At 67.6% G+C, this 12,215-nt stretch carries 10 protein-coding genes; 7 read left to right on the top strand and 3 right to left on the bottom strand.

Annotated elements, in window-relative coordinates:
- Positions 1-109 precede the first annotated feature (109 nt).
- Positions 110-958, bottom strand: a complete 849-nt coding sequence (locus tag DX912_RS02130; protein WP_115840786.1) for an OmpA family protein — start codon at positions 956-958, stop codon at positions 110-112.
- A gap of 81 nt (positions 959-1,039) precedes the next feature.
- Complete coding sequence (locus tag DX912_RS02125) at positions 1,040-3,118, bottom strand: S8 family peptidase (RefSeq protein WP_115840785.1); 2,079 nt, start codon at positions 3,116-3,118, stop codon at positions 1,040-1,042.
- Positions 3,119-3,797: 679 nt separating this feature from the next.
- Between DX912_RS02125 and rplU the strand changes: the two genes are divergently transcribed.
- From rplU to obgE, 3 genes are all read left to right on the top strand, one after another.
- Positions 3,798-4,106 (top strand): 50S ribosomal protein L21, encoded by a 309-nt coding sequence (gene rplU / locus DX912_RS02120; protein ID WP_115840784.1) that lies wholly within the window; start codon positions 3,798-3,800, stop codon positions 4,104-4,106.
- Between the two features lie 16 nt (positions 4,107-4,122).
- Positions 4,123-4,377 (top strand): 50S ribosomal protein L27, encoded by a 255-nt coding sequence (gene rpmA / locus DX912_RS02115; protein ID WP_115840783.1) that lies wholly within the window; start codon positions 4,123-4,125, stop codon positions 4,375-4,377.
- Positions 4,378-4,625: 248 nt separating this feature from the next.
- Complete coding sequence (obgE, locus tag DX912_RS02110; protein ID WP_115840782.1) at positions 4,626-5,711, top strand: GTPase ObgE; 1,086 nt, start codon at positions 4,626-4,628, stop codon at positions 5,709-5,711.
- A gap of 103 nt (positions 5,712-5,814) precedes the next feature.
- On the opposite strand, the gene rpsT is transcribed toward obgE, so the two are convergent.
- Positions 5,815-6,084 (bottom strand): 30S ribosomal protein S20, encoded by a 270-nt coding sequence (gene rpsT / locus DX912_RS02105; RefSeq protein WP_115840781.1) that lies wholly within the window; start codon positions 6,082-6,084, stop codon positions 5,815-5,817.
- A gap of 137 nt (positions 6,085-6,221) precedes the next feature.
- Here rpsT and murJ point away from each other — a divergent pair, with 137 nt between their 5' ends.
- From murJ to lspA, 4 genes are all read left to right on the top strand, one after another.
- Positions 6,222-7,814, top strand: coding sequence for a murein biosynthesis integral membrane protein MurJ (murJ, locus tag DX912_RS02100; protein WP_181902685.1), 1,593 nt, complete (start codon positions 6,222-6,224; stop codon positions 7,812-7,814).
- Between the two features lie 54 nt (positions 7,815-7,868).
- Complete coding sequence (locus tag DX912_RS02095; RefSeq protein WP_115840779.1) at positions 7,869-8,819, top strand: bifunctional riboflavin kinase/FAD synthetase; 951 nt, start codon at positions 7,869-7,871, stop codon at positions 8,817-8,819.
- A 72-nt stretch (positions 8,820-8,891) separates the two neighbouring features.
- Positions 8,892-11,705, top strand: a complete 2,814-nt coding sequence (gene ileS, locus DX912_RS02090; protein ID WP_220340751.1) for an isoleucine--tRNA ligase — start codon at positions 8,892-8,894, stop codon at positions 11,703-11,705.
- On the top strand, positions 11,705-12,211 hold the full coding sequence (lspA, locus tag DX912_RS02085) for a signal peptidase II (RefSeq protein ID WP_115840777.1): 507 nt from the start codon (positions 11,705-11,707) through the stop codon (positions 12,209-12,211). Before ileS ends, lspA begins: the two co-directional genes overlap by 1 nt.
- Positions 12,212-12,215 lie beyond the last annotated feature (4 nt).

The following is a 12,215-nucleotide window of genomic DNA, read 5'->3' as shown; positions in this document are numbered from 1 at the left end:
GGGTTCCACGCGGGATTCCTGAACCTGCCGTCTCACTGGCTGAGACGGCCATTCCTCCACTGCGCGGCAGTGGAGGTGGCAGGAGTGAAATAGACGCGGTCGCGCCCGCTTACAGCAACCGGAACGCCGCGGCTTCGCCGTTGCCGGCCTGCGCGGTGGTTTCCAGCGCGGCGGGGCTGACGCCGTTGACGATCAGCTGGACCTTGATCGCCTCGGCGCGCTGCTGCGCGAGCGAGGGATCGTCGGCGGCGGGGCCGGCAATCTGCAGCCGCGTGGCGTCGCCGGACGCCTGGATCACCTGCGCGGCCTTGCTGAGCAACGCCAGGCTGTCGGGCGCCACGCGCGCGCTGCCGGGCTCGAAGCGGATCGGCGTCTGCGTCACGGCCTCGTTGAGCGCCTTCACCAGCGGCGCGCCCGACGTTCCGGGCTTCACGGCCGCGAGCACGGCGGAAACCGCTTCGCCCTGCGCGTCATCGCCCACGCCCTGGAACAGGCCCGTGTAGGCGTAGCCGGGATAGAGCAGTTCGGCGCGCGCGAGCAGGGCCTTGCGGTCGTCCTCGCTGGCGTGGCCGTGGAGCTCGATGCGGCGACCTTCGAACGAGACGGCGGCGCCCGGCTGGTTGAAGGTCTTCAGGAATTCCGGCAGGCCGTCCTGCCAGGGCGCGGGCCGTGCGCCGGGATCGACCTTGAGGTCGCCGGAGACGCGACCGTAGGCGCGACGAAGCGCGGTTTCGACGGACTGGCGCGCGGCATCGGTACCGACGACGCCGTCGTAGCGGACGGTGCCGTTGTTGTTCACCACATTGAGCGTGGCGTCGAACTGCGCCACTGGCGCGGCAGCCGTCGGCGGCGGCGCCTGGGTGGTCGCTGTGTCGCGATTGCAGGCGGACAGCGCGGCAACGCCGGCGATCAGCACGACGGGGAGGAACAGGACAGGAAAAGCACGGGCTGGCTTCATGGGCACTCCATCGCGGGGAAGGAAGGAGGGGCCCGGCGGACCGGGCCCTTCCTGCTTGCTGCATCGGTCGAACGCGATCGCTTACTTGTGCGAGGCGTAATCGATCTCGACCGGGTCGGCGCATTCCTGCGTGCCGTTGTTGCACAGCTTGTAGCTCATCGTGCCGCTACCGATGATGCGGAACGTATCCGTCGCCGTGCCCTTGTTCTTCACGGTCTTGAGGATCGCGCCGTTGCGGTAGATGTCGATGTTCTTCTTGCCGTGCGTCCAGGTGAGCGTGACCTGCGTGCGATGGTTCGCCAGCCCGATCGCCTCGGCTTCCACCGAACGCGGCCAGTTCGCATCGACGAAGCTCGGATACAGCGACACGCCGGTGGCCTTGCTGAAGCCGCGGATCGTCACGTACCAGGTGCCGCCCTGTGGGGCCGGGAAGAAGCAGTTCTCGTTGTTGCCCGCGGTGTACGGACGGCAGTCGTACGCGGTGGTCGTCGGCTCTGCCGCGCGGCGCACGTACATGTCGGCATCGCCCGTGCCGCCGTACATCGCGAACAGCAGGTTCGACGCGCCGTTGGGCACCAGCAGCTGGTAGCGCACGGTGTCGTTGGCGAGCACTTCGATGCCGGTGACGGTGACGCCGTTCTGCAGCTCGGTGGCCGGCGGCGGTTCCGGAGCCGGCGGCACGTCCGGCGGCAGCGGTTCGTCGCCCTTGGCGACGGCGACCGCGTAGCGCGCGTCGATGATGCCGGCGCCGCACCACAGGTTGTAGCTGCAGCCGCCGGCGAATCCACCCGACGCGTACGCCGTGTTTTCCAGGATCTTCTTGATCTGGTCCGGCGTCTTCGGCGTGGCCGCGGCCGACTGCATCAGCGCGATCGTGCCCGCCACGTGCGGGGCGGACATCGAAGTGCCCGCGTACCACGCGTAGCCTTCGGCGCCCTGGCCCTGCGCGCCGAGGTTCAGCGTCGACAGGATGTTGTCCGCGGCCGGTACGACGCCCGAACCGCCCGGCGCCGCGACGTCGACGACGCTGCCGTAGTTGGAGAATTCCGAAAGCTCGCCGGTCGGACCGACGGACGCCACGGTGATGACGTCGTTGCAGCTCGCGGGCGAATAACCCGCCGCATCGGCCGAGGAGTTGCCGGCCGAGACCACGACCGTCGTGCCGCGCGCCTTCGCCGCGGTGTAGGCCGCCTGCTCGGCGACCGAGCACGCGCCGCTGCCGCCGAGGCTCAGGTTGATGACTTCGGCCGGCGTCGCATTGGCCGGAACGCCCGCCACGGTGCCGCCGGACGCCCAGGTCACCGCGTCGATGATGTCGGACTCGTAGCCGCCGCACTTGCCCAGCACGCGTACCGGCTGCACCTTCGCGCCGAACGCCACGCCGGCCACGCCCGCGTTGTTGTTCGTCGCCGCCGCGACCGTGCCAGCCACGTGCGTGCCGTGCCAGCTGCTGTCTTCGGGAATGCCGAAGATGTTGCATTCGCCGTCGTGCCAGTCGCCCGGATCGTTCGGATCCGCGTCGCGCCCGTCGCCGTCCACGCTCACTTCGGTATCGATGATGAAGTCGTAGCCCGGGACGGTCTGGCTATTGAGTTCCGAATGCGGCGTGATGCCGGTATCGAGCACCGCGACCACGACGCCGTCGCCGGTCGACAGGTCCCACGCCGGTTCGGCGTTGATGCCGCCGGGGCCGTTCTTGTAGTGCCACTGCTGCGCGTAGAGCGGATCGTTGGGCACCATCAGCGGCTTGCGCAGGCGATCGGGTTCGACCGCGAGCACGTTCGGATCCTTCATCAGCTCCAGCATCAGCTGCTTGGTGGCGAGGCTGTCGAGCTTGCGGTCGGTGCGGATCAGCGAGCTGCCGGTGGCCAGCGTACGCATCGGCGCGATGCCGACGTTGAGGTTCTTCGCGGCGGTGGCGAACTGCGTGGTCGCGGCGGCGGCGCTCAGGCGCCTGGCGCCCTCACGATAGGTGACGATGAAACGGTCGTACTTCTGCGGCTGTTCCTTCGCCGCCTTGGCGGCGGCCGGCGACAGCGTGGACACCTTGACCTTGTTGGCGACGGGCAACTTGCCGCCGGAGTAGGCCGCGGGGGCGGCGATGAGCGCGGTGGCGACGGCGAGGGCGGTCCACTTGAGGGTGCGGGCTTTGCGAGTCATGACAACGTCCTTTGTTGGCTGCTGCTGCAGGAACCTCCGGCGCCTCCCCCTATGCGACGCCGGTGCGAGTGCGCGACGGCGCTAACCGGAGCGCGACTGGGTGGAGGCCCGCGTAGCAACGCCGTCCGGCGTCGTGCGCGTGCCCGCATATGGGTGGGCGGAGCTGGAGCGATGCTGCGCACGCGCGGTCGCGGCGTCGGAGCGCGCGTCTGGATGCGTGCGATGTGCGTCGATCGGGGATGCGGAAGCGCGGGCGGGATCGCCCGTTGCTGTGGACGCGGTGGCGTCCTCGGAAGACATCAGGGCCTGCGACTGCACAGCGACTGTCCCCCCGGCCTGCGTGAACGCTGGCCCATCGAGTGTTGGCTGGGACATGGACGGGCCCTGAACCGCCATGTCGAAGCGACGTTAAGGGATGCCTGCACCGCGTGCAAGTGGTTGATAATTCTCACAAAATAAACACGATACTGAATGCGGGCAGGAATGTGCCGCCTGTCGTGTTTCAGGGGTTTCCAGCCGCACGAGGAGGGGCCGGGTCGCGCGTATGCCCCCCGCACCGCCAACTCGGACCCCAAGTCGGGCCGACTTGCTCCAACTCGCTGAAAGCCCTAGAATTCCGCTTCTGTCCGCCCGCCTCGGGTGCCGACAGCGACCAAAATAACTACAGAGGAATCTGGTCATGTACGCAGTTGTAGTCACCGGCGGTAAGCAATACCGCGTGATGCAGGGCGAAACCCTGCGCGTCGAGCTGCTCGATGTCGAAGTCGGCAGCGAGATCAAGCTGGACAACGTCCTGATGCTGGGCGGCAGCGATGGCGTGAAGGTTGGCGATGCCCTGAAGGGCGCGTCGGTCTCCGCCAAGGTCGTCGGCCACGGCCGCGCCGACAAGGTGCGCATCGTGAAGTTCCGTCGCCGCAAGCACCACCGCAAGCAGATGGGCCACCGTCAGCATTACACCGAAATCGAAATCACCGGCATTGCCGGCTAAGTAAGGAGAAGCAGCCATGGCACACAAAAAGGGCGTAGGTTCCACCCGTAACGGCCGCGACTCCAACCCGAAGTACCTGGGCGTGAAGATCTACGGCGGCCAGGCCATCGAGGCCGGCAACATCATCGTTCGCCAGCGCGGCACCCAGTTCCATCCGGGCGCCGGCGTCGGCCTGGGTCGCGACCACACGCTGTTCGCGCTGGTCGACGGCAAGGTCGAGTTCTCGACCAAGGGTCCGAAGAAGCGTCGCACCGTCAGCGTCGTCGAGTAATTCCTCGTCATACGCGAGTCCCTTCGCAAGAGCCCGCACATCCGTGTGCGGACTTTTCAAAAGGACAACGAGGAGCCCCGCTTCGGCGGGGCTTTTCGTTTTCAATGACGTGATTCGTGAGTCGGGATTCGTGATTCGCGCAGGCGAACGGATCTCCGGCGCCTGCCAGCGTTCCGCATTCCTTTAGACTGCAACGCGGCCGCGTTCTCACGAATCACCAACTCCGAATCACGAATCACGGCACTCCAATGAAACTCGTCGACGAAGCCGAAATCCAGGTCAGCGCAGGCAACGGCGGCAACGGCTGCGTCGGTTTCCGTCGCGAGAAGTTCATCCCGCTCGGCGGCCCCGATGGTGGCGACGGCGGCGACGGCGGCAGCGTCTGGCTGCTGGCCGACGAAAACCTCAACACGCTCGTCGACTTCCGGCACCAGCGCCAGTTCCGCGCCAAGCGCGGCGAGAACGGCATGGGCCGCCAGATGTACGGCAAGGCCGGCGACGACCTGGTCATCACCGTGCCGGTCGGCACCGTGGTGATGAATGTCGAGACCGATGAAGTCATCGGCGACCTCACGCGCCACGGCGAACGCCTGCTGGTCGCGAAGGGCGGCAAGGGCGGCCTGGGCAACATGCACTTCAAGAGCTCGGTGAACCGCTCGCCGCGCAAGGCGCTGCCGGGCCTGCCGGGCGAGGAGCGCGTGCTCAAGCTCGAGCTCAAGCTGCTTGCCGACGTCGGCCTGCTGGGCTTCCCGAATGCCGGCAAGAGCACGCTGATCCGCGCCGTTTCCGCGGCAACCCCGAAGGTGGCGGACTATCCGTTCACCACGCTTTATCCGAACCTCGGCGTGGTCAGCGTCGAGCCGCACCGCAGCTTCGTCATCGCCGACATTCCCGGCCTGATCGAAGGCGCGGCGGAAGGCGCGGGCCTCGGCACGCAGTTCCTCAAGCATCTCCAGCGCACGCGCCTGCTGCTGCATCTGGTCGACATCGCGCCCGCGGGCGGCGTGTACGACGAAGGCGCGGAGGAGGGCGTAAGCCCGGCCGACCAGGTGCGCGCGATCGAGCGCGAACTGGAAAAGCACGATCCCGAGCTGCTCAACAAGCCGCGCTGGCTGGTGCTCAACAAGGCCGACCTGCTGCTGGAGGAAGAGCAGCAGGCCGCCGTGAAGTCGATCATCGACGAACTGGGCTGGAAGGACCGCCACTACCTCGTCTCGGCCATCGGCCGGGAGGGCACGTGGCCGATCATGCTCGACGTCATGACCTTCTTCGATCGCCAGCGCGAAGCGGCGCTGGAAGCCGAGCGCGCAGGCGAGGGGCATGCAGCACCCTGAGGCCTTCGCGCAGGCAACAAAAAACCCGGCATCGGCCGGGTTTTTGTTTGCTGCCTGGAGTCCGTCGGGCAAAGCCGCGGACTCCCGTCCCCGTTCCGCCGTATCAGGCGGCCTTGAGCGCCTTGATGCGGGCGTTCAGGCGGGCCTTGTGGCGGGCAGCCTTGTTCTTGTGGATCAGGCCACGCGAGCTGAAGCGATCGAGGATCGGCTGCGCGACGGCGAAGGCGGACTCGGCGCCGGCGGCGTCGTTCTCGCCCAGGGCCTTGAGCACCTTCTTGACGGCGGTACGCAGCATCGAACGCTGGCTGGCGTTGCGGGCATTGCGGACCACGGTCTGCTTGGCGCGCTTCTTGGCGGACTTGATGTTGGCCACGGCGAATTCCTGGAAACTGGTAGTGAAAAGGGTCTGGGGACAATCAGACCAGAAAGTATGGAGGATTCAGTGGGTTGCGTCAACAACAACGCCGGCGGCCGCCGGACTCGGGGAGGGCGGGCTTGAGCGCGCCGAAGATGCTGAAAGGGCTGCTGTCGTTCAGCAGCATGACCATGGTCTCGCGCGTGCTGGGCCTGGTCCGCGACATCGCGATCAACCAGGCCTTCGGCGCCAATGCGGGCACCGACGCGTTCTGGGTCGCGTTCCGGATCCCGAACTTCATGCGGCGCCTGTTCGCCGAGGGTTCGTTCTCGACGGCGTTCGTGCCGGTCTTCACCGAGATCAAGGAAACCCGCCCGCATGCGGACCTGAAGGAACTCGTCGCCCGCGTGTCCGGCACGCTGGGCGGGATCCTCATGGTGCTGACCGCGCTGGGGCTGATCTTCACCCCGCAGATCGCGGCCGTGTTCAGCCCGGGCTCGCTCGACAACGCGCCGAAGTTCGGCCTGACCGTCGACCTGCTGCGCCTGACGTTCCCCTTCATCCTGTTCGTGTCGCTCACCGCGCTGGCGGGCGGGGCGCTCAACAGCTTCCACCGGTTCGGGCTGCCGGCCTTCACGCCGGTGATCCTCAACCTTTTCATGATAGCCGGCGCGCTGTGGCTCGCGCCGCACCTGGAAGTGCCGATCCTCGCGCTGGGCTGGGCCGTGCTGGCGGGCGGCATCGCACAGCTGGTCTTCCAACTGCCGGCGCTGCGCAAGCTCGACCTGCTCACGCTGCCGAAGTGGGGCTGGAGGCATCCGGACGTGCGCAAGGTGATGCGCCTGATGGTGCCGACGCTATTTGGCTCGTCGGTGGCGCAGATCAACCTGCTGTTGGATACGGTGATCGCCTCGCTGCTGTTCGTCGGTTCGCAGACGTGGCTCTCGCAGGCCGATCGTTTCCTCGAACTGCCGCTGGGCGTGTTCGGCGTCGCGCTGGGCACGGTGATCCTGCCGGCGCTGTCGCGGCACCACGTCAAGACCGATACCGAAGGGTTTTCGAAGGCGCTGGACTGGGGCCTGCGGACCACGCTGCTGATCGCGATGCCGGCGATGCTCGGGCTGATGTTCCTGGCCGAACCGCTGGTGGCGACGCTCTTCCAGCGCGGCAAGTTCACCGCGTTCGACACGCAGATGGCGGCGATGTCGGTGTTCGGCCTGAGCTTCGGCCTGCCGGCCTTCGCGCTGGTGAAGATCGTGCTGCCGGCGTTCTACGCGCGGCAGGACACGCGGACGCCGGTTCGCGCCGGCATCGCCTCGCTGATCGCGAACATGGTGCTCAACGTGCTGTTCCTGTGGGTGCTGTACGTGCTGTGGACCACGCCGGAAGTGCGCGCCAAGGGCGTGTTCGCCGCGCTCGAACAGACGCCCGGCCTGCACCTGGCGCTGGGTTTCGCGAGTGCCGCGGCGAGCTACCTCAATCTCGCGCTGCTGTGGCACTGGCTGCGCAAGGCGGGCGTGTACGAACGCCAGCCCGGCTGGTTGCGTTACCTGATGCGCCTGCTCGTCGCGTGCGTGGCGATGTCCGCCGCGCTGTGGGCGGGGCTGCAATGGGCGCCAGCGTTCACGCAGATCGGCCAGCTGGCGCGCGTCGGGTATCTCGCCGTGCTGGTCGGCGGTGGCGGGATGGTCTATCTCGTGGCGCTGCTGGCGATGGGCTTCCGCCCGCGCGACCTGCGCGAACACTGAGTGGACCGTACGGTGAGCCTTGGAGATGGACCTGGCCGGCTATACTTCGGACCGATGAGCAGGCTGTTTCGTGACGTCGAAGGCGGGCCCCGATGCCCGCACGGCAGTGTGGTCTGCATCGGCGCATTCGACGGCCTGCACCTGGGCCACCAGGCGCTGGTGCGCCACGCGCTCGTCCGCGCGCGCGCGCTCGACGTGCCCTGCGTGGTGCTGAGTTTCGAGCCGCTGCCGCGTGAGTTCTTCGCGCCCGACGACCCGCCGCCGCGCTTGATGCTGCCGCGTACCAAGGCCGGGCGCCTGTTCGAAATGGGCGTCGACCAGCTCGGTTTGCTGCGTTTCGATCGCCGGCTGTGTTCCCTCACCGCCGAGGAGTTCGCGCACCAGGTGCTGGTGCACCGCTTGAATGCGCGCGAGGTCTGGGTCGGTCCGGAATTCCGTTTTGGCAAGGCGCGTGGCGGCGACATCGGCGTGTTGAAGGCGGTGGGGCAGGCGCACGGGTTCGTCGCCGGCGAGATCGAGCCGGTGCAGGTCGATGGCGAACGAGTCTCGGCCACGCGCATCCGCCAGGCGCTGCGCGAGGGCGATTTCACGACGGCCGAACGCTTCCTCGGCCGCCCGTACGCCATTGCAGGCCACGTCGTGCAGGGCAAGCAACTCGGCCGCACGCTGGGCTTTCCGACGGCGAACCTCCGCTTCGGCGGCCGCACGCCGGCGTTGTCGGGCATCTACGCCACGTGGGTGCATGGCGTGGGCGATGCACCGCGCGCGTCGGTGTCGAGCCTGGGCACGCGGCCGACGGTGGACGGCGTGGAGCCGCTGCTGGAGGCGCATCTTTTCGATTTCGATGGCGACCTGTACGGGCGCCGCATCGAAGTCGAGTTCGTCGCGAAGCTGCGCGATGAACTGAAGTTTTCCGATCTGCCGGCCTTGACCGCGCAGATGCACCGCGATGCTGCAGAAGCACGCGAGATCCTTTCGAAAGAACAACACCACGCCTTCGCCTGAGCGCCGCTTGTGACCGCCCAAGATCCCAACCAGTACAAAGCCACCCTGCACCTGCCCGCGACGGAATTCCCGATGCGCGGCGACCTGCCCAAGCGCGAGCCCGAAACCCTGGCGCGCTGGGAGGCCGACGGCCTGTACGCGCAGATTCGCGAGAAGGTCGGCAAGCGCGAGCGCAGCTTCGTGCTGCACGACGGCCCCCCGTACGCCAACGGCGCGATCCACATCGGCCACGCGGTCAACAAGGTCCTCAAGGACCTGGTGGTGAAGTCCAAGCTGATGGCCGGCTATGACGCGCCGTACGTGCCGGGCTGGGATTGCCACGGCCTCCCGATCGAACACCAGGTCGAGAAGAAGTTCGGCAAGGTCGGCGAGAAGCTCGACGCCGCGCAGTTCCGCCAGAAGTGCCGCGAATACGCGAGCGAGCAGATCGACCTGCAGCGCCGCGACTTCAAGCGGCTGGGCGTGATCGGCGACTGGGAAAACCCGTACCGCACGATGGATTTCCGCTACGAGGCCGACATCGTCCGCTCGCTGGCGAAGATCGTCGAGCGCGGTCACCTGGTGCGCGGCGCGAAGCCGGTGCACTGGTGCTTCGATTGCGGTTCGGCGCTGGCCGAAGCCGAGATCGAATACGCCGACAAGCAGTCCTGGGCGATCGACGTCGCCTACGACGCGCGTGATCCGCAGGCCGTGGCGCGCCTGTTCGGTGCCAGCGTGGACGACAGTGTGCGCGTCGCGATGCCGATCTGGACCACCACGCCGTGGACGCTGCCGGCGAGCCTAGCGATCAGCGTCGGCCCGGAACTCGACTACGTGCTGGTCGAAGGCCCGCGCCTGCCCGACGGCGGCCGTCGCCTGCTCGTGCTCGCCGAAGCGCTCGCCGGCAAGGCGCTGTCGCGCTATGGCGTCGAGGAGGTCGCGATCCTCGGCCGCGCGCTGGGCCGCGACCTCGAAGGCGCGCTCATGCAGCATCCGTTCTATGCCGAGCGCGACATCCCGGTGCTCGTCGGCGACCACGTGTCGGCCGAGGACGGCACCGGCATGGTCCACACCGCCCCGGGCCACGGTCCGGACGACTACACGATCGGCCTGAAGTACGGCCTGACCGACAAGTACACCGCCGCGCAGATCAACCCGGTCGACGCGAAGGGCCTGTACCTGCCGACCACGCCGCCGGCCGACGGCGTCGTGCTCGCCGGCCTGCACCTGTGGAAGGCGAACGACATCCTGGTGGACGTCGTCCGCGCCAGTGGCCACCTGCTGGCCGCGCACAAGCTCACGCACAGCTACCCGCATTGCTGGCGCCACAAGACGCCGGTGATCTTCCGCGCCACGCCGCAGTGGTTCATCTCGATGGAGCAGGCCAACCTGCGCCGCGATGCGCTGAGCGAGATCGGCAAGGTCGCCTGGGTGCCCGAGTGGGGCGAGGCGCGCATCTACAACATGATCGAAGGCCGCCCGGACTGGACGATCTCGCGCCAGCGCTACTGGGGCGTGCCGATCGCGCTGTTCTTCCATCGCGAAACGGGTGAGATCCACCCACGTTCGCCCGAACTGATGCGCAAGGTGGCCGAGAAGGTCGAGCAGGCCGGCGCCGACGCGTGGTACGCGATGACCGCCGAGGAACTGCTGGACGATGAAGCCTCGCAGTACGAGAAGGTCACCGACATCCTCGACGTCTGGTTCGACTCCGGCGTGAGCCACGAGTGCGTGCTCGCACAGCGTCCGCAGGACGGCCTGTACAAGCCGGCGGATCTCTACCTGGAAGGCTCCGACCAGCATCGCGGCTGGTTCCACTCCTCGCTGCTCACCGGCGTGGCGATGGACGGCGTCGCGCCGTACCGCCAGGTCCTGACGCACGGTTTCACCGTGGACGAGCAGGGCAAGAAGATGTCCAAGTCGCTCGGCAACACCGTCGAGCCGCAGAAGGTCATCAACGCGATGGGCGCCGACGTGCTGCGCCTGTGGATCGCCTCCACCGACTACCGCAACGAGATGTCGGTGTCGGACAACATCCTCAAGCGCACCTCCGACGTCTATCGACGCATCCGCAACACGGCGCGCTTCCTGCTGGCGAACCTCAACGGCTTCGAGCCGGCGACGCACCTGCGTCCGCTGGAGGACATGGTCGCGCTCGACCGCTGGATCGTGCATCGCGCCGCCGAGCTGCAGGACCGCATCGCCAGCGCGTACGAGCGCTACGACTTCGCCGAGATCGTGCAGGCGCTGTCGAACTTCTGCTCGGTCGACCTGGGATCGCTGTACCTCGACGTCACCAAGGACCGCCTCTACACGATGCCGGAAGACTCGCGCGGCCGCCGTTCGGCGCAGAGCGCGATGTATCGCATCGCCGAGGCGTTCGTGCGCTGGATCGCGCCGATCCTGGCGTTCACCGCCGACGAGATGTGGCGACATCTGCCGGCCGTCACCGAGCACGGCCCGCGCGAGGACAACGTCCTGTTCGTCACCTGGTACGACGGACTGGCGCTGTTGCCGGAAGATGCGGCGCTGTCGGCGGAGGATTTCGACCGCCTGCTCGCGCTGCGCGAGGAAGTCAGCAAGACGCTTGAGCCGATGCGCGCCGCGGGCGAGATCGGCGCTGCGCTGGAAGCCGAGATCAGCCTGAAGGCAGGCGTCGCCGACCAGAACTGGCTGGCGCCGTTTGCCGACGAGCTGCGTTTCCTGTTCATCAGCGGTGACGTGGAAATCGTCGCCGACGACGGCATCAAGGACATCGCCGTGCTCGCGACGCCGACGACGAAGACCAAGTGCGTGCGTTGCTGGCAGTACCGGGCCGATGTCGGCACCGACGAGGCGCATCCGCAGCTGTGCGGCCGCTGCGTGACCAACCTCGCCGGCGACGGCGAACACCGGGAGTGGTTCTGATGGCGCCGGTTCGTCCCAACGCGTTGCCGTGGCTGGCCGTTTCGGTCGCGGTCATCGTGCTCGACCAGCTCACCAAGATGTGGGTGCTGGATTCGCTGCCGGAGTACACGGCGATCCCGGTGATCGACGGCTTCTGGAACTGGTACCGCACCTACAACACGGGCGCGGCCTTCAGTTTCCTCAGCGATGCCGGCGGCTGGCAGAAGTACTTCTTCGTAGTGCTGGCGGTGGCGATCAGCGGCCTGCTGGGCTGGTGGCTGGCCCGCACGCCGCGCCGCGACTGGAAGAGCGCGCTGCCGTACGCGCTGGTGATCGGCGGTGCGCTGGGCAACGTCATCGACCGCCTGATGCACGGGCACGTCGTGGACTTCATCCAGTGGTACTGGCGCGACCACTACTGGCCGGCGTTCAACGTCGCCGATTCGGCGATCGTCGCAGGCGCCATCGGCATCGCGCTGTTCGGGCTGTTCAGCAAGCCCGCGGCGACCGTCGCCCAGCGCCGGTAGAATA

It is taken from the genome of Lysobacter soli, assembly GCF_003382285.1.
GTDB classification, from domain to species: Bacteria; Pseudomonadota; Gammaproteobacteria; order Xanthomonadales; family Xanthomonadaceae; genus Lysobacter_J; species Lysobacter_J soli.
This window is presented reverse-complemented; position numbering and strand designations above follow the sequence as displayed.

Bases quoted from the DNA above. Each gene is read 5' to 3' on its own strand.
- lspA (WP_115840777.1), top strand. From the start codon at position 11,705: ATGGCGCCGGTTCGTCCCAACGCGTTGCCGTGGCTGGCCGTTTCGGTC.
- rpmA (WP_115840783.1), top strand. From the start codon at position 4,123: ATGGCACACAAAAAGGGCGTAGGTTCCACCCGTAACGGCCGCGACTCC.
- DX912_RS02095 (WP_115840779.1), top strand. From the start codon at position 7,869: ATGAGCAGGCTGTTTCGTGACGTCGAAGGCGGGCCCCGATGCCCGCAC.
- rplU (WP_115840784.1), top strand. From the start codon at position 3,798: ATGTACGCAGTTGTAGTCACCGGCGGTAAGCAATACCGCGTGATGCAG.
- murJ (WP_181902685.1), top strand. From the start codon at position 6,222: ATGCTGAAAGGGCTGCTGTCGTTCAGCAGCATGACCATGGTCTCGCGC.
- DX912_RS02130 (WP_115840786.1), bottom strand. From the start codon at position 958: ATGAAGCCAGCCCGTGCTTTTCCTGTCCTGTTCCTCCCCGTCGTGCTG.
- DX912_RS02125 (WP_115840785.1), bottom strand. From the start codon at position 3,118: ATGACTCGCAAAGCCCGCACCCTCAAGTGGACCGCCCTCGCCGTCGCC.
- ileS (WP_220340751.1), top strand. From the start codon at position 8,892: ATGCGCGGCGACCTGCCCAAGCGCGAGCCCGAAACCCTGGCGCGCTGG.
- obgE (WP_115840782.1), top strand. From the start codon at position 4,626: ATGAAACTCGTCGACGAAGCCGAAATCCAGGTCAGCGCAGGCAACGGC.